Origin of the sequence: Roseovarius sp. SK2 (assembly GCF_028807495.1) — a bacterium.
In the GTDB taxonomy this organism is placed as follows: domain Bacteria; phylum Pseudomonadota; class Alphaproteobacteria; order Rhodobacterales; family Rhodobacteraceae; genus Roseovarius; species Roseovarius confluentis.
Map to the genome: position 1 here is coordinate 26166 of NZ_JARAMK010000018.1, position 15313 is coordinate 41478.

A 15313-nucleotide genomic window follows, 5' to 3' on the forward strand; every position below is an offset into this window, starting at 1 on the left:
AATGGGCTGGATCGGACTGCGAGATCTCAATGACGGTTGGTTCAAACCGGACCCGCGGCTGACGGATACCGGCGCGGACCGGGTGTTGCACCGCGGCAGCCTGGTGGTCGAGACCCGTATCTCGGCCCAGATCCGGCCGCAGACATTGCTGGCGTTCCGTCGGACGTGGCCCATGCCCGGTTTGTTCACGATCCAGGCGTTGCCGCAGGGCGGGATCGTGCTGGTGAACGCGCAAGGCGACGATATTTGCCATGCGACCCTGCCGCTCAAGGGCGACGGGCGGTTGGACATCCTGCGGCTGACCTATTCGTGGGACAGCGCCGAAGGCTGGGCGCGGCTGACGCTGGAGCGGCCCGAGACTGACCAAGTGGAGAGTGTCGCGCTGAATGCCACCTTGCCGCTACCGGTGGACGATCTGAACGCCATCTTCGCGCATGGCTGCAATTTCGAGGTCGACGAGGAGGTCGTGTTCCTCGCGCTTTCGGACAAGATCGAGCCGGTGGGGCCATTGCCCGCACTGACATCGCAGGTGCCGATCATGACCGATCGCGGGGAGCGCCCGGCGGGCGAGATCCGGCGCGGCGATGTCGTGGTGACGGACGATGGCCAGCGCGTGCCGGTGTTGCAGGTCGTCAAGCGGACCGTGCCCGCGCGCGGCAGTTTCCGGCCCATCCGCCTGCGGGCGCCCTATTTCAAGCTGACCAAGGACATCGTGGTCTCGCCGCAGCAGCGGCTTGTGATGCATGGCAGCGAGGTGGAGTACATGTTCGGCCGCGAGGCGGTGCTGGTGCCCGCGCGGCACCTGGTGAATGACCGCTCGGCGTTCAAGGCCAAGGGGCCGGACCTGGTGACCTATCACCACCTGCTGTTGCCGGGTCACGAAGCGGTGCTGGCGGCGGGATGTGCGCTGGAGAGCCTTTACATTGGCCGGATGCGCCGCAAGCCCGAGGCCATCGCGGCAAGTGTGCTGGCTACGTTCGACCGCAATCGTCTGCCGGAACACGCCAAGCCGGTCTGGCCGGTGCTGAAACCGTTCGAAGCGGTGACGCTGGCGACAAGCCGCGCGGCCTGAACCGCGCGGAAGGTCAGTCGTAGAAGGGCGTCATCTGGGCAACGATCACAGCGTTTTCATCCAGCGCGCGCTGCATCAATTCCGTCTCGTCGTCGCTGATCTCGTGGCCTTCGGCCAACCGCTCGTCGAGCGTGCCATAGCCGGACACGTCAAGCGGCGCGGTGTCGGCCTGTTTCAGGATCGCCACGGTTTCGCGTACCGCCTCGGCCTCGTCCACGCCGGAGGCATAGACCACGAGTGCAGCGCCCGTGGCCTTTTCCGGCAGGCCGTCGCCCTGCTTGCGGCCGATCTCGACCAGCAGGGTGAAGACTTGCTGGGGTTTCTTCTTGTCAGGGTCTTTGGCCATGAGGACCTCGTGCCGGGCCTGCCGCGCAGGGATCAGTCGCGCAGAAGTTCGTTGATGGCGGTCTTGGAGCGGGTCTGTTCATCCACCCGCTTAACGATCACGGCGCAATAGAGGTTGAGGTTGTTCTTGGTCGGCATCGAGCCCGACACGACGACCGAGTAGGGAGGAACCTCGCCCATGAAGACCTCGCCGGTTTCGCGGTCGACGATCTTGGTGGACTTGCCGATGTAGACGCCCATGCCCAGAACCGAGCCTTCGCGCACGATGCAGCCCTCGACGACCTCGGACCGGGCGCCGATAAAGCAGTTGTCTTCAATGATCGTAGGGCCGGCCTGCATCGGTTCCAGAACGCCGCCGATGCCGACGCCGCCCGACAGGTGCACGCCCTTGCCGATCTGCGCGCAAGAGCCGACGGTGGCCCAAGTGTCGACCATCGTGCCCTCGTCCACGTAGGCGCCGAGGTTCACGAAGGAGGGCATCAGCACCACGCCGGGCGCGATATAGGCCGATTTGCGAACGATGCAGTTCGGCACCGCGCGAAAGCCGCCCTCTTTCCATTCGGTGTCGCCCCAACCCTTGAACTTGCTGTCGACCTTGTCCCACCAGGTGCTGCCCTGCGGGCCGCCGGCCTGGGGTTCCATGTCTTTCAGGCGGAAGCCCAGAAGCACGGCTTTCTTGGCCCATTGGTTGACGTGCCAGTCACCGTTCTCCTGACGCTCGGCCACGCGCAGTTTGCCGCTGTCGAGGGCGTTGAGCGTATCCTCGATCGCCTCGCGGGTTTCGCCGCCTGTGCTGGGCGTGATCTGATCGCGGTTTTCCCATGCGGACTCGATGGCTGTTTCAAGCTGTGCGTTGGACATCTCTGGCGTGCTCCCGTGGCAGGTCGTGTTGTGCTGGAATGCCCTATACGGGTGGACGGGAAAGATCGCAATGCGGCGCTGCGCCGGGCCTTCACCGGCGAAAGCGCAATGGGAACATTAAAAAGCGGGCGCCGCTCTGGGGGCGCCCGCCGGTCTGCATCTTGAATTCGTGGGAGTTAGCGTACGATGTAGACCACGCGACGCTCGGCCGGTTCGACCAGCACGGGCACGCCGTTCACGTAGGCGTAGCGATATTCCGAGTCCGGAACTGTGCGCAGGTCCACGACCTCGGGCAGGGTGGCGCCGGTTACAACCTCGCCGTCGAGGTAATAGGGGTCCATCGGGTTGTCGCGCACGTAGACCACTTCGCTTTGAACCGGGTCGATCGGACCGACATAGCTGTCGGCCAGCGGGGTGATGGTGCCGCCGGCATCGACAGTATCGGCTTCGCTGTATTCGTAGGTAACGGTCGGCAGGTTCATGGCGCTGCGGTTCTCGATAACGCGGACCGAGCCGGCATCGGTGGACGCGGCGAGATAGTCGCCATAGGCCCAGCCCTGGGTGCCGTTATAGCTGACCTCGCACCACGAGCTGGCTTCGATGCAGCCCTGGATGCTGACGGCGCCGGCATTGGGAATGACGTCGATCACGGGCTGTGCCGGGCTGGGACCCGCGCGCAGGTTCAGGTCGGTCACGGCGGTCGCGTCGACATCGGCCAACGCGGCGCCCGCGCCGAGGGTGCTGACAAGGGTCAGGCTCAGAAGTCGCTTTTTCATGGGTAGTCCTCCTCACTCACATAATCTGCCGTACGGACGGGATGTCCGTCGGCACTCTGAAGCCTCAACGCCGTGATTTCGGAGAGTGTTCCCACGCGGCCCGGCACCGAGGGAAAACGGGCGTCAATCCGCCGATAGCGGGTCCGGTGCGAGGTTGCCGCCGCAGATAAGTACCGCGACCCGTTCATCTTTGTCGGGCTGGTACGCACCGCTGGTCAGGGCCGCGAGCGCGGTGGCCCCGGCGGGTTCGACCAACTGTCGGGCGTCTTTCCAGAGCGCGTGCTGGGCGGCGGTGATGGCTTCGTCATCCACGGTCACGGCGGTCACGCCGTTCTGCTGCGCGAGGTCAAGGCAGATCGAGCCGATGCGCCGGGCGCCGAGCGCGTTGGCGGCCACGCCCGAGACCTCGACATCGACGCCTTTGCCCGCCTTTAGCCCGGCGTTCAGCGCAGCGCAGGTTGCAGGTTCGACGGCCACGACCTTGCGACGCCCGTCGAGCCAGGCCAGTGCGCCGGCGATCAGGCCGCCGCCGCCGACGGCGATCAGGATGGTGTCGGCCTTCAGGCCCTGGTCCTCCCACTCGGCCATGCAGGTGCCCTGGCCGACCACGGTGGCGGGGGCGTCATAGGCGTGGATCTGCATCGCGCCGGTTTCGGCCTCGTATTCCTTTGCCGCATCCAGCGCGTTGGAATAGGCGCCTTCGACCAAGTGCAGGTCGGCGCCCTGGTCGCGGATCAGCGCGATCTTGGCGGGGCCGGCCATTTCAGGCACGTAGATGCGCGCGCGGTGGCCCAGCTTGGCGGCGGCATAGGCCACGGCCGCGCCGTGGTTGCCGCCCGAGGCCGCGACCAGCCCGGCCTTGGGAACGTCCTGTGACAGAAGGGTGTTGAAGGCGCCGCGCGGCTTGAAGCTGCCGGTATGCTGGGTGTGCTCCAGCTTGACCTCGATGGGGTGATCCAAGCCAAAGCCCGACATCTCGGCCGCAGGGGTGCGGCGCAGGTGCGGGGCGATACGGAATTTCGCGGCGGCGATCTCGGTTTTCCAGTCCATTTCAACCCCTTTCGCACGCGCCCGTGGCTAGGCAAATCGTGCGGAACCCTATACGCCTGAGGAAACGAACCCAACAGGGAAGTGCAGGATGAAAGACGACCGCAATAGCCAGTTCCGGGATGCGCATTCCGACCGCAGCACCGCTGCCCAAGTGCCCGACACGCCGCAGACCCGTGCGCCGGCGTACAGGCTGGCCTTTGCCGATGACGATTTCCTGTGCCGTGATGAGCTGCGACCCGTGCGGTTGCAGCTGGAATTGCTGAAGCCCGAGATGATCCTGAACGAACGCGGCATCGAAAGCACGGTTGTCTTGTTTGGCGGCGCGCGCATTCCCGAACCGGCCGTCAAGGACACCGCGCGCACCGAGACGCTGGCGGGCCTGTCACGCTTTTACGACGAGGCGCGCAGTTTTGCGAAGATACTGACCGAGAAGTCGATGCAGAGCTATGGGCGCGAGTTCGTCGTGGCCACGGGCGGCGGGCCCGGCGTGATGGAGGCGGGGAACCGGGGCGCTGCCGATGCGGGCGGTACGTCGATCGGGCTGAACATCGTGCTGCCGCACGAGCAGGCGCCGAACGAGTACGTGACGCCGGGGTTATGCTTCAACTTCCATTACTTTGCCATCCGCAAGATGCATTTCCTGATGCGGGCCAAGGCAATCTGTTGCTTCCCCGGCGGCTTTGGCACGCTGGACGAGATGTTCGAAGCGCTGACGCTGATCCAGACCGACCGGATGAAGCGGGTTCCGTTCCTGCTGTTCGGTGAGGAATTCTGGCGCAGGATCATCAACTGGGAAGCCCTGTCGGACGCGGGCACGATCAGCGCCGAGGACCTGGACCTCTTTCAGTTCGTCGAGACCGCCGAGGAGGCGGTGAAGATTATCGACGACTGGTACGAAGAGCTCTAGTCGCCCTCGAACGCGCAGAGCGCGTGGACATCCATGCCGAGCGCTTCGAGCCGGGCGCGGCCGCCGATATCGGGCAGGTCGATGACAAAGGCGCAGCCGACGATCTCGCCGCCAAGCCGTTCGATCAGCCTGATCCCGGCCTCGGCGGTGCCGCCGGTCGCCAGAAGGTCGTCGACCAACAAGACCTTTTCGCCCGGGGCGATGGCGTCGTCATGGATCTCGACGATCGCCTCGCCGTATTCCAGTTGATACTCCTCCGAGATCACGGCGCCGGGTAGCTTGCCCTTCTTGCGGATCGGCACGAAGCCCTTGCCCAGCTGGTGTGCCACCGCGCCACCCAGGATGAAGCCGCGTGCCTCGAGCCCCACGACCTTGTCGATCTCCATCCCAGCATAGGGGTGCAGCAGCTGATCCACCGCCAGCCGCAACCCGCGCGGGTCTGCGAAGAGCGTGGTGACATCGCGGAACATGATGCCTTCATGCGGGAAATCGACGATGGTGCGGATGTAATCCTTGACCGTTTTCGCGTTGGGCATGGCTGTATCTCCGGTTGGGCCTGTCCGTCTTTGCGTTTGGCGCAACTGGCGCAAAATCGCAAGGTTTGGCTGAGATCGGCGGGGTATTGACGCCCAAGGAATTGATTTACAAGAGGGTTTGCCAAGGCTGCATATGCTTTGTATATACTTTGCGATACCGGTGACGGAAAACGCAAATCAGGAGCTCGCGTGGCCAAGAGTGACGACAAGAAAGCCGGGAAGAAAGACAGCCAGCTGATCCTGCGGCTGAACAAGGATGACCGCGACAGATTCATTGAACTGTGCAAGGAAATGGACACCAGCGCGGCGCGGGAAATCCGCGGGTTCATCCGGAAATTCATCAAGAAGAACGGCTAGGCCCGGCGCAGGGCGGCTGTCATGACGCCCATGCCCACCAGCGCCGCCCCGCCGCCACGGGTGAGCCAAGTGATGACGGAGGGCCGCCCGATGGTTTGACGCAACTTGTCGGCAAGCAAGGCGTATGCCAGTGCATTTATCCAGGCAAGGGCAACGAAGGTAGCAACCAGGATGGCAAACTGCGGCGCTAACGCATTGTCAACGCTTACGAATTGCGGAACGAAGGCGATGAAGAACGCGATCGACTTGGGGTTCAGCGCCGTGACGGCGGCGGCGTGCCAGAAGACGCCCCGCGCGGGTTTCGCGCCGGTTGCCGTGTGATCCAACCCGGTGCTGGGCGGGCTGCGCAATAGTTTGACCCCGAGATAGACGAGGTAGGCCGCACCGATCCATTTCAGGACCGTAAACAGCGTGGCCGAGGCCAGAACGAGCGCACCGAGCCCCAGAAGGGACGCGGTCATCGCGATGAAATCGCCAAGGGCGACGCCGGTGGCGCTGGCGACAGCGACGCGTTTTCCCTGGCTGAGCGCGTAGGACAGGACCAGCAGCACGGTCGGGCCGGGGATCAGCAGCAGCGCGATGGTGGCCGCGACGAATGTCAGCCAGAGGTCTAGGGGCATCGGGTTAAACCTTTCTAAAGGACACGGGCGGCGACGGCGTCCAGGCGCGACACCAGGGCGGGGTCGCGGGCCTCGGGCACGGTGAGGATGGCATGTTCGAGCGCGCGGTCGCAGCCATGGGCACAGGCGTCACGGTCGTCCGATCCCAGCAGGCCGGGCAGGCGGGCGACCATGTCGCGGGCCTTGTCGGCGTTGCCCAGAAGGGTCGCGATGATCTGCGTGACGTCGACCTCTCCGTGGTCGGGGTGCCAGCTGTCATAATCGGTGATCATGGCGACGGAAGAATAACAAAGCTCGGCCTCGCGGGCGAGCTTGGCCTCGGGCATGTTGGTCATGCCGATGACGTCAGCGCCCCAGCTGTCGCGGTACATCTTGGACTCCGCAAGCGTGCTGAACTGCGGGCCTTCCATGGCGAGGTAGGTGCCGCGGTCATGCACGGTAACACCGGCCGCGCGGGCGGCCTCGGCGCAGGCGGACCCAAGCCGCGGACAGGTCGGATGTGCGACGCTGACATGGGCGACGCAGCCCTGGCCGAAAAAGGAGCTCTCGCGCGCGACGGTGCGGTCAATGAACTGATCCACAATGACAAAATCGCCCGGCGCCATCTGTTCGCGGAACGAGCCGCAGGCGGAGACGCTGATGATGTCGGTCGCGCCCAGACGCTTCAGCGCGTCGATATTGGCGCGGTAAGGCACCGTCGAGGGGCTGTGCACGTGGCCGCGCCCGTGACGGGGCAGAAAGGCCATGTACGTGTCGCCCAGCATACCCGTAAGGATCTGGTCGGAGGGCGCGCCCCAAGGGGTGTCCACCGTGACCCATTCAGGGTGTTGCAGGCCGTCGATCTGATAGAGGCCGGAGCCGCCGATCACGCCGAGATAGGATGTCATGGGTGTCCTTTCCGCTTTGCCACAGCGAATACCGTGCGGCGCGGAAATTCAACCCTGTAACGACGGTATCAGGCGCCGGCAGCCAGCGTGCAGAGATCGCCGCGACCGATCAGCGAGGTGACCATGCGGCCCCGCTCGGTGTCGCGAATGGCGAAGCCGTAACCGCGCAGACGGAACTTCCATTCCCGGTCAGAGACGCAGCGTTGGCGTTCTTGCATCACGAAATCGCGGATGTCGTTTTTGGTTTCAAATCCCATCGTTTCCTACCCTTCCACAAATAGGTTGATGAAACGGGGATAATCACGCTGCGTGGCGACAATCGTCCCGAAATGTGTCACGAAAAAGATTTCTGCACATTGTGGGCGCAAGGGTTAACGGGCCGCCTGACCGTGAAAACGTGACGTCGGTATCGCATCGGTATTTCAGTGGTATCGCGACGGTGCGATTTTTGCAAATTTGGCGGGTTAACGGACCGCACGGTGTCGCCCGGAAAATGCACATTTTCCGGGGCATTCTCTGCGCATTAAATGTCGCACCGTCAGACGTCCGCGTCGTCTTCCATGTCGAGATGAGGATCCTTGGTTTTCTTCGTGTCCTTCGCCGCGGGCTGGCTGGACCCCTCGATCGTTTTGGCCTCGTCCGCGGCGCGGTCGAGGCGCAGGTGGGTGGCGGTGCCGTCCTTGTCCTCGCCGAAGTAGACGGTTTGATGTGGGAAGGGGATCTCGATGCCGCGCTCGTCCATGATCCGCTTGCAGATCTCGTTATAGGCGCGGCCGATGCCCCATTGCGTGCCGGGCACGGTCTTTATCCGGGCGCGCAGGACGACGGCGCTGTCGCCGAGGGCTTGCACGCCGAACCATTCGAGATCACCGGTGATGCTCTCACCGGCTTCGCTTGCCCGCAACTCCTCGAACGCGTCGACCATGGCATCCTTGCCGTCGTTGACGTTCTCGCGGTAGGCGATGCCCACATCCGCGACGAAGTAGGAATAATCGCGCACGTAGTTCGACACCATGTCCACGGACGAGAACGGGATGACGTGCACCACGGCGTGCAGGTCGCGCAGGGTGACCGAGCGGATGGTCAGCTTCTCGACCGTGCCGGTGGTGCCACCCAGCGTGACCACGTCGCCCACGTTGATGGCGTTTTCGAACTGGATGAAGATGCCGGTGATGATGTCCTGCACCATCTTTTGGGCACCGAAACCGATGGCCAGGCCCAGCACACCGGCGGAGGCGATGAGCGGGGCGATGTCGACGCCAAGTTCGGCCAGCACGAACATCAGGATGATGACCAACAGCGCGATGGTGGCCGCGTTGCGCAAGAGCGTCAGGAGCGTGATCTCGCGCGATGTGGGGGCGGAGCCGAATTCCGGGTTGAGGCGATAGTCCACCCAAGACACCAGCGCCAGCCAGAGGATCGCGCCGGTCAGCAGGATGAAGGCGATGCTGACGATGGCGCCGGCGGCCCAGGTGCCGAATTCGCTGCGCATGAAGCCGGAAATGTCCCAAAGCCCGATGGCGTCGAGCGCGAAGGCCAGGACGCCGATCACGATGAAGACGCGCACGACCTGGATCACGCGGCCAAGCAGCGAGTTGACACGCGGCTCGAGCGTGGGCATGCGGCTGCTGACGTTCATCGGCATGTGCATGCCGCGCACTGCGAAGCGCGACAGCCCACCGGAGAGCAGGATGCCCAGTACGATGATGCCGATCACCTGTGCCGAGTTCAGCAGTAACGGCAGGATGAGGCCGTCGGGGCGGGCGGCCACGATGACGGCGAGGCCGGCCAGATAGAGCAGCACGGGGATGTACCAATTGCGCCCGATGAAGCGCAGGGCGCTGGGCCGCTCCTCGGGGGTGGGGCCGAGGATCCAGCCGGCGACGTCCTTGCGCGAGCGGACCACCAGGATGGCGGCCATGCCGATGGCAATGAAGGCCAGCAGGGTCGAGATGCCCCGCCCGGCGGCATAGGAGGCCTGCCGGTTCACGATGGGGACGATCAGAAGCTGGCCGTAGCCGATCACGGAGGCAATGGCGCCGAACCACGACGACATGCGGCGGGCGGCGACGTCGGAGATGGCGATGAAGCGCAGTTCGTGGGTTGTGGGCGCGAGGACCGCACGGAGCGCCACCTTGGCCAGCCCGACCAGCAGGAAGGCATTGAGATAGAGCGTCTGGCGCACGCCGATGACACCGGTTTCGCCGTAAAGATAAAGCGCAACGAGATAGCCCAGGCCCCAAGCCGCAAGGACCACAAGGATGTCGATAAGCGTGGTGGCCGCGACGACCGCAAGGGTGCGCACGAAGCCCCAGTCATGGGCCTTGTCGCCCATGCGGCGATAGATCAGCTTCGCGCCGGCGCGCAGCAGGAGATAGGAACCAACGGTGACGACGATGACCACGGCGAGCGCCTGGAGCGCCTCCCACAGCACGTCGAGTTGCCCACCCTCCAGCGCCATGAGCGTGGTAGGCAGGGCGATGACCGCACTGAGGGCGGAGCCGATGGAGGTGGCGGCGGTCTCGAAGAAGGACTTGGTGAAATCGGCCAACTGGCGACCGATGGAGGTATCTTCCTCGGGATCGACGACCTCGTCGGCGGTGGTGGTTTCGGCAGCGCCGCGCAGCGACTGGATCAGCGCATCGCGCGCCTCGGGGTTTTCGAGCAGGTCAATGAGCTGCTGTGCCTCGGCGGAAGGCACGTTGGCCTCTTGCGCGCTGGCCGGCGTCAGGAAAAACAGGCCGAGCGCGGCCACGAGCAGAATACGGGTCAAAAGAAACATCGGTCGTCCAGTGCTGGTCTTCGGTTTGCGAGACACTTAGCACTGTCACTCTTGATCGCAACCTTGACCTTGGTGGGGTGTCAGGCAGCCCGCGGGATCAGGCGCGCACCACGTAGACCGAGCACTTGGCGTGGGTCACGACGTGGCTGGCCGTGGTGCCGAGCAGGTAATCCTGCACCTTGGGATTGGCGGAGTTCATCACGATGACATCCACATTGCGCTCGCAGGCAAGCTTGACGATCTGGCGGTGGATCGCGCCTTTGCGCACCACGGTTTCGACCTCGACCCCGTCAGCGGGGTTGTCCTTGATGAATTTCGCCAGTTGCTGGGACCAGTATGCCTCGGAGTCGCGGATGTTGAGGTTTCGCTCCATCTCGGGGGCGACGGTGGCCACGATCAGCTTGGCGCCACGGCGCTTGGCCATTGCGACGGCCTCTTCATAGGCGCGGGTGTGGGTTTCGAGGTGGCGCAGGTTGACGGGGCAGAGAAGAAGTTCGGTGTCGGAAGCCATCGGGTGTTCCAAATGATGCAGTGTGGATGAAAAGGGCGGGATGGCGGGCGGCAGGGGGGAAATGAATCAGAGGGGTCCCCCGGCTTGGTCCGGGGGTTTAAGAGATGCGACGATCCCGGGTCAAGCCCGGGATGACGTGAATTTTCACAGTCCCGCCTCGGCCTCGATCTCGCGGCGGGACTTGCGCTGACGCTCGGTGGCGGATTTGAGCTGTCCGCAGGCGGCCATGATGTCCTCGCCCCGCGGGGTGCGGATGGGCGAGGCGTAGCCGGCCTTGTAGATGATATCGGCGAATTTCTCGATCCGGTCCCAGTCGGAGCGCTGGTGCGGGGCGCCGGGCCATTCGTTGAACGGGATCAGGTTGATCTTGGCCGGGATGCCCTTGATCAGGTTGATCAGGCGGCGGGCATCCGCGTCACTGTCGTTGACGTCCTTGAGCATGACGTACTCGAACGTGATCCGCTCGGAGTTCGATGCCTTGGGATAGGCGCGCAGCGCATCGAGGAGCGCGGCGATGTTCCATTTGCGGTTGATCGGCACCAGCTTGTCGCGCACCTCGTCGGTGGTGGCGTGGAAGGAGACGGCCAACATGCAGCCGATTTCCTCGGCCGTCTTGTGAATTTCGGGCACGATGCCGGACGTGGAAAGCGTGATGCGACGGCGGGAGAGCGCAATGCCTTCGCCGTCCATGGCGATTTTCATGGCGTCGCGGACGTTGTCGAAATTGTAGAGCGGCTCGCCCATGCCCATCAGCACGATGTTGGACAGAAGGCGCGGGCCATCGGTGCCCATGCCGACGCCGGGCTTGGGCCATTCATCGAGGTCGTCGCGCGCCAGCATGACCTGGCCGATGATTTCACCGGCGGTCAGGTTGCGCACCAGTTTTTGCGTGCCGGTGTGGCAGAAGGAGCAGGTGAGGGTACAGCCAACCTGGGAGGAGATGCAGAGCGTGCCGCGGTCTTCCTCGGGGATATAGACGGTTTCCACCTCGTGCCCGCCGGCGATTCGGACGAGATACTTGCGGGTGCCGTCGGCGCTGATCTGGCGGTCGACGATCTCGGGCAGCTCGATGACGAATTTCTCGGCCAGCTCGGCGCGGTAGGCCTTGGAGAGGTTCGTCATGGCGGCGAAATCGCGCACGCCCCATTGGTAGATCCACTGCCAGATCTGGTTCACGCGCATCTTGGCCTGCTTTTCCGGGGTGCCGTGGGCGATCAGGGTGTCGCGCAGGGCGTCGCGGGTGAGGCCGACAAGGTTGATCGGCCCCTCGGGCAGCTTACGGGGGATGGTCAGGACATCCTGGGTGATGGGCGCAGAATCGGTCATCGGATAGATCTCAACGGGTTCGGGTTGCGCCATCATATAGGCGCGGGCGGCTGATTCCAAAACGGGGATTGCCCCCTCGAATAAAGACAAACCCCCGAAGCGGCTGCCCGGGGGTCGTCTTGACAATGCGTGTGGCCATTGCGGCGGTCTTACAGGAGACCTTCGCGCTGGGCCTTCTTGCGTGCGAGTTTGCGGGCGCGGCGGATAGCCTCGGCCTTTTCGCGCGCTTTTTTCTCGGACGGTTTCTCGAAATGTTGCCGAAGCTTCATTTCACGAAAAACGCCCTCACGCTGCAGTTTCTTTTTCAGGGCACGAAGCGCCTGATCGACATTGTTGTCGCGAACACTGACCTGCATGTGGTTGTCACCACCTTTCTAGGTTAAAGTTGCATAAAGTGCAGGAAGTGGCCGTATAGCAAAGCCGTCCTAGTTTGTCTAGGCGAAGGATGCCGATGCAGATCAGCACGAAAAGGAGCCCCGGAATGAGTGATCCCGACGTGAAAACGCAGCTTTTGGAAGCGGCAAAACCGCATGTGGCCTTTGACGGATGGACCGAGGCCACGTTCCGCGCCGCGGTGGAGGATGCCGGAGTGTCCATGGGCGTGGCGCGCGCGGCATGCCCGCGCGGCGCCGTCGATCTGGCGCTGGCCTTTCACGAGGAGGGCGACGCGGCGATGCTGGAGCGGATGGCGCGGGAGGACCTGAGCCAGATGCGCTATAGCGAGCGGGTCGCGGCCGCCGTGCGCTATCGGCTGGAGGCGGTCGAGGACAAGGAGCTGGTGCGCCGGGGCGTGACGTTGTTTGCGCTGCCGCATCACGCGGTGGACGGGGCCAGGGCGGTCTGGGGCACCTGCGACAAGATCTGGGAGGCGCTGGGCGATACCTCGGACGACGTGAACTGGTATACGAAGCGGGCGACGTTGTCGGGGGTCTATTCGTCGACCGTACTGTATTGGCTGGGCGACGAGAGCGAGAGACACGTGCGGACCTGGGAGTTCCTTGACCGGCGGATCGAGGACGTGATGCGGATCGAGAAGGTCAAGGCGAAGGCGCGGGAGAACCGCGTGGTGAGCGGGCTGATGGCGGGGCCGCTGTCGGTGTTTTCGAAGATCCGCAAGCCCGCGCCGGGGCGGACCGGCGGGTTGCCGGGGCGGTGGACACGGTAGAACGCCGGGCGTGGTGAGTTGTTGCCCACCAAAGGTGGGTTTTCACCCACCCTACGTGACATCGGATATTGGTGCGCCCGGTGACGTCTGACGGGGCCTCCGGCGGGGATATTTTCAGCCAGAGGAAAAGAGTGGGTCCTGCGGGCTGGGTGGCGGTGTGATCGGGCGCTGTTTGTTGCTTTTTCCGGGCGGGCTGATACCACGGATCGGATGACGGGGTTCTGGAAACGAGGCAAGCTGAGGCGATGGGCATGGCGCAGGTGGTGATCCTTTGCCTGATGGCGGTGAGCGTGGGCCTAAGCGCCTGGGCCATTGCGCGAGATGTGCCGCCGGTGTGGCGCTTTGCCGTGCCGGGGGCGGTGCCGACGGAGGGGGATCCGGCTTTCGAGACGGTCTTTGAGTATGATGTCGGAGAGGGGCAGGCGCATTCGGCATCGGTCGTGGTGACCGAGGGCGGCTTTGACGTACTGTGGTTCGAAGGCTCGCAGGAGGCGCAGGCGGATGTGGACATTCACGGTGCCGCATTCAGGCAAGGGTCGGAAGGGTGGCAGGCGGCCGGGCGGGACGTGCGGATCACGCGGGCGGCGCTGGGCGAGGCGATGGACCCGCCGCAGCTGGTGGTGACGCTGGGCAATACGGTGGAGAACGAGGCGAAACGGGGCCATGTGTTCGCCACGGTCGTGTCGGTGGGGGGCTGGGCGATGGCTTCGGTCGCCGATGTGGAGATGGGAGCGGCTGGGCCGGTGCGCGCCCGCAAGCTGACCCTTTCGCCGTTTCTGAACCGGTCGCACCTGGTGAAGTCGCCGATGGTGCAGTTTGCCGACGGGAGCATGGGGTTGCCGGCCTATTTCGAGATGGGGGCGGCGCATGGAGCCTTGGTGCGGTTCGGGCCGGGTGGCCGGGTGCGGGATACGGCGCGGATGATCGGGGCGGGCCAGCCGATCCAGCCGATGATCGTGCCGTTGGGCGAGAACCGCGCGGTGGCGTGGCTGCGGGATTTCGCGCCGTCGGGGAAGCTGCTGGTGAGCCACACCGAGGATGGCGGGCAGAATTGGTCCGAGGTGGTGGCTTCGGACATGCCGAACCCGAGCGCGCCGGTGGCGGCGCTGCCGCTGGGCGGTGGGCGCATCCTGATGGCGGCGAATGACGACCCAGGTGGGGGGGACCGGCTTCGGCTGCTGTTGTCGGAGGATGAAGGGGACAGCTGGCGCGTTCTGCGGGAGTTGGAGCCGAACGGGGCCGGGGCGCGGTATCCGATGTTGCGGCGGCTGAAAGGGGGCGGGATCGCGCTGGTCTACTCCGTTGGCAACAAGACGGGGCTTCGGGCGCATGTGCTGAACGGTGCCTGGGTGGCGGCGCAATGAGCGGGCTGGGTGCGACGGTGGGCGTGGCGGTGGTGCTGGGCTGGGTGGTGTTTGCCCTGAGCGGGCTGGTGCTGTCGTCGTCCCTGGCCTCCGGGCTGGCGATGGTGGCCGCTGTTCTGGTGGGCGTTTTGTGGCGCGACACGGTGGCGGTGAATGGCGCGGTGGCGGTGCTGGCGCCGTTCGGGGTGATGCTGCCGGCGTTGGCGCTGCGGCATGTGGCGGTTTCCTTGGGTTGGGACGTGCCGGGGTTTTCGGGCGTGGAGATTGCGGTGTTCCTGTGCGCCTACGTGGCGTTCCTGGCGTGCGCGTTCGGAGTGATCCCGGTGGATGTGTACCGGTTTGGCTATGCGCCGTGGCCGGTTGCGGGGATGGTGCTGGCGGTGTGCCTGTACGCGCTGGTGACGGGGAACTGGTTTCTGGCGGGGGTGGCCGTTCTGGGGCAGCTGGCGTGGGTGATGGGCTGGGGCAGCAGCAACTGGTTCGACTTGGTGCTGCACGTGCTGCTGGTGCCGGTGGCGGTTGTTGTGCTGGTGCTGCGGGTGGTCTGACGCAGGTGGCGGGCGTGAGGACGCTGCGCAAGCGGGCTTTTGCTGCCGCTGAGAATGGCTTCATGGAGCCCGGGGTGACGTATATCGTAGGGTGGGGTTTTACCCACCATCCCCGTCGCGGTGGGGTAAAACCCCACCCTACATGGGCTGTGACACGTCCGCTTCGTCCGCAAATCGGTTTTTTTACAAGGTGTCAAAGGTTGCAG

At 64.6% G+C, this 15313-nt stretch carries 18 protein-coding genes; 6 read left to right on the plus strand and 12 right to left on the minus strand.

Translation table 11 applies throughout. The annotated features are described in order from the left end of the window. Window position 1: 1 nt before the first annotated feature. On the plus strand, window positions 2-1072 hold the full coding sequence (locus PVV74_RS22165; protein WP_103763425.1) for a Hint domain-containing protein: 1071 nt from the start codon (window positions 2-4) through the stop codon (window positions 1070-1072). Between the two features lie 13 nt (window positions 1073-1085). Here the strand turns inward: PVV74_RS22165 and PVV74_RS22170 are convergent, their stop codons facing one another. From PVV74_RS22170 to PVV74_RS22185, 4 genes are all read right to left on the minus strand, one after another. Beyond that, complete coding sequence (locus PVV74_RS22170; protein WP_103763084.1) at window positions 1086-1418, minus strand: hypothetical protein; 333 nt, start codon at window positions 1416-1418, stop codon at window positions 1086-1088. Window positions 1419-1450: 32 nt separating this feature from the next. After that, window positions 1451-2278, minus strand: a complete 828-nt coding sequence (gene dapD / locus PVV74_RS22175) for a 2,3,4,5-tetrahydropyridine-2,6-dicarboxylate N-succinyltransferase (protein WP_103763085.1) — start codon at window positions 2276-2278, stop codon at window positions 1451-1453. Between the two features lie 176 nt (window positions 2279-2454). Then, the gene (locus PVV74_RS22180) at window positions 2455-3054 is read right to left on the minus strand and encodes a DUF1236 domain-containing protein (RefSeq protein WP_274594691.1); all 600 of its coding nucleotides are present in this window, start codon (window positions 3052-3054) and stop codon (window positions 2455-2457) included. Window positions 3055-3177: 123 nt separating this feature from the next. Then, window positions 3178-4104, minus strand: a complete 927-nt coding sequence (locus PVV74_RS22185) for a threonine/serine dehydratase (protein ID WP_274594692.1) — start codon at window positions 4102-4104, stop codon at window positions 3178-3180. Window positions 4105-4192: 88 nt separating this feature from the next. On the opposite strand from PVV74_RS22185, the gene PVV74_RS22190 reads away from it, so the two are divergent. Then, window positions 4193-5011, plus strand: coding sequence for an LOG family protein (locus PVV74_RS22190; RefSeq protein ID WP_103763088.1), 819 nt, complete (start codon window positions 4193-4195; stop codon window positions 5009-5011). On the opposite strand, the gene PVV74_RS22195 is transcribed toward PVV74_RS22190, so the two are convergent. Continuing rightward, window positions 5008-5547, minus strand: a complete 540-nt coding sequence (locus PVV74_RS22195; protein ID WP_103763089.1) for an adenine phosphoribosyltransferase — start codon at window positions 5545-5547, stop codon at window positions 5008-5010. The genes PVV74_RS22190 and PVV74_RS22195 overlap by 4 nt on opposite strands. A 189-nt stretch (window positions 5548-5736) precedes the next feature. On the opposite strand from PVV74_RS22195, the gene PVV74_RS22200 reads away from it, so the two are divergent. Further along, window positions 5737-5904, plus strand: coding sequence for a hypothetical protein (locus PVV74_RS22200; protein ID WP_170067184.1), 168 nt, complete (start codon window positions 5737-5739; stop codon window positions 5902-5904). On the opposite strand, the gene PVV74_RS22205 is transcribed toward PVV74_RS22200, so the two are convergent. The 7 genes from PVV74_RS22205 to rpsU all read right to left on the minus strand — a co-directional run bounded on the left by PVV74_RS22205 (window position 5901) and on the right by rpsU (window position 12386). Beyond that, window positions 5901-6524, minus strand: coding sequence for a LysE family translocator (locus tag PVV74_RS22205; RefSeq protein ID WP_103763090.1), 624 nt, complete (start codon window positions 6522-6524; stop codon window positions 5901-5903). The genes PVV74_RS22200 and PVV74_RS22205 overlap by 4 nt on opposite strands. A gap of 14 nt (window positions 6525-6538) precedes the next feature. Then, window positions 6539-7411, minus strand: coding sequence for an S-methyl-5'-thioadenosine phosphorylase (locus PVV74_RS22210; protein WP_274594693.1), 873 nt, complete (start codon window positions 7409-7411; stop codon window positions 6539-6541). Window positions 7412-7479: 68 nt separating this feature from the next. Next, on the minus strand, window positions 7480-7668 hold the full coding sequence (locus PVV74_RS22215) for a hypothetical protein (RefSeq protein WP_274594694.1): 189 nt from the start codon (window positions 7666-7668) through the stop codon (window positions 7480-7482). A 281-nt stretch (window positions 7669-7949) separates the two neighbouring features. Then, window positions 7950-10193 (minus strand): mechanosensitive ion channel domain-containing protein, encoded by a 2244-nt coding sequence (locus tag PVV74_RS22220; RefSeq protein WP_274594695.1) that lies wholly within the window; start codon window positions 10191-10193, stop codon window positions 7950-7952. Between the two features lie 97 nt (window positions 10194-10290). Continuing rightward, on the minus strand, window positions 10291-10704 hold the full coding sequence (locus tag PVV74_RS22225; RefSeq protein ID WP_274594696.1) for a universal stress protein: 414 nt from the start codon (window positions 10702-10704) through the stop codon (window positions 10291-10293). A gap of 144 nt (window positions 10705-10848) precedes the next feature. Further along, the gene (gene rlmN / locus PVV74_RS22230; protein ID WP_103763426.1) at window positions 10849-12030 is read right to left on the minus strand and encodes a 23S rRNA (adenine(2503)-C(2))-methyltransferase RlmN; all 1182 of its coding nucleotides are present in this window, start codon (window positions 12028-12030) and stop codon (window positions 10849-10851) included. A gap of 149 nt (window positions 12031-12179) precedes the next feature. After that, window positions 12180-12386 carry a 30S ribosomal protein S21 gene (rpsU, locus tag PVV74_RS22235; protein WP_007818122.1) on the minus strand — a complete coding sequence of 69 codons (207 nt, stop codon included), beginning with the start codon at window positions 12384-12386 and terminating at the stop codon, window positions 12180-12182. 125 nt (window positions 12387-12511) lie between these two features. Here rpsU and PVV74_RS22240 point away from each other — a divergent pair, with 125 nt between their 5' ends. The 3 genes from PVV74_RS22240 (at window position 12512) to PVV74_RS22250 (ending at window position 15107) form a co-directional block, all read left to right on the plus strand. Next, complete coding sequence (locus PVV74_RS22240; protein ID WP_274594697.1) at window positions 12512-13195, plus strand: COQ9 family protein; 684 nt, start codon at window positions 12512-12514, stop codon at window positions 13193-13195. A 251-nt stretch (window positions 13196-13446) separates the two neighbouring features. Further along, the gene (locus PVV74_RS22245) at window positions 13447-14559 is read left to right on the plus strand and encodes an exo-alpha-sialidase (RefSeq protein WP_274594698.1); all 1113 of its coding nucleotides are present in this window, start codon (window positions 13447-13449) and stop codon (window positions 14557-14559) included. Further along, a complete protein-coding gene (locus PVV74_RS22250; RefSeq protein ID WP_274594699.1) occupies window positions 14556-15107 on the plus strand; it encodes a hypothetical protein in 552 nt (183 codons plus the stop codon). The genes PVV74_RS22245 and PVV74_RS22250 overlap by 4 nt, the downstream gene beginning before the upstream one ends. Window positions 15108-15313 lie beyond the last annotated feature (206 nt).

Coding starts and splice junctions, on each gene's coding strand:
- PVV74_RS22245 (WP_274594698.1), top strand. CDS start 13,447: ATGGCGCAGGTGGTGATCCTTTGCCTGATGGCGGTGAGCGTGGGCCTA.
- PVV74_RS22220 (WP_274594695.1), bottom strand. CDS start 10,193: ATGTTTCTTTTGACCCGTATTCTGCTCGTGGCCGCGCTCGGCCTGTTT.
- PVV74_RS22165 (WP_103763425.1), top strand. CDS start 2: ATGGGCTGGATCGGACTGCGAGATCTCAATGACGGTTGGTTCAAACCG.
- dapD (WP_103763085.1), bottom strand. CDS start 2,278: ATGTCCAACGCACAGCTTGAAACAGCCATCGAGTCCGCATGGGAAAAC.
- PVV74_RS22190 (WP_103763088.1), top strand. CDS start 4,193: ATGAAAGACGACCGCAATAGCCAGTTCCGGGATGCGCATTCCGACCGC.
- PVV74_RS22250 (WP_274594699.1), top strand. CDS start 14,556: ATGAGCGGGCTGGGTGCGACGGTGGGCGTGGCGGTGGTGCTGGGCTGG.
- PVV74_RS22215 (WP_274594694.1), bottom strand. CDS start 7,668: ATGGGATTTGAAACCAAAAACGACATCCGCGATTTCGTGATGCAAGAA.
- PVV74_RS22205 (WP_103763090.1), bottom strand. CDS start 6,524: ATGCCCCTAGACCTCTGGCTGACATTCGTCGCGGCCACCATCGCGCTG.
- PVV74_RS22180 (WP_274594691.1), bottom strand. CDS start 3,054: ATGAAAAAGCGACTTCTGAGCCTGACCCTTGTCAGCACCCTCGGCGCG.
- PVV74_RS22225 (WP_274594696.1), bottom strand. CDS start 10,704: ATGGCTTCCGACACCGAACTTCTTCTCTGCCCCGTCAACCTGCGCCAC.
- PVV74_RS22170 (WP_103763084.1), bottom strand. CDS start 1,418: ATGGCCAAAGACCCTGACAAGAAGAAACCCCAGCAAGTCTTCACCCTG.
- rlmN (WP_103763426.1), bottom strand. CDS start 12,030: ATGACCGATTCTGCGCCCATCACCCAGGATGTCCTGACCATCCCCCGT.
- PVV74_RS22185 (WP_274594692.1), bottom strand. CDS start 4,104: ATGGACTGGAAAACCGAGATCGCCGCCGCGAAATTCCGTATCGCCCCG.
- PVV74_RS22195 (WP_103763089.1), bottom strand. CDS start 5,547: ATGCCCAACGCGAAAACGGTCAAGGATTACATCCGCACCATCGTCGAT.
- rpsU (WP_007818122.1), bottom strand. CDS start 12,386: ATGCAGGTCAGTGTTCGCGACAACAATGTCGATCAGGCGCTTCGTGCC.
- PVV74_RS22240 (WP_274594697.1), top strand. CDS start 12,512: ATGAGTGATCCCGACGTGAAAACGCAGCTTTTGGAAGCGGCAAAACCG.
- PVV74_RS22210 (WP_274594693.1), bottom strand. CDS start 7,411: ATGACATCCTATCTCGGCGTGATCGGCGGCTCCGGCCTCTATCAGATC.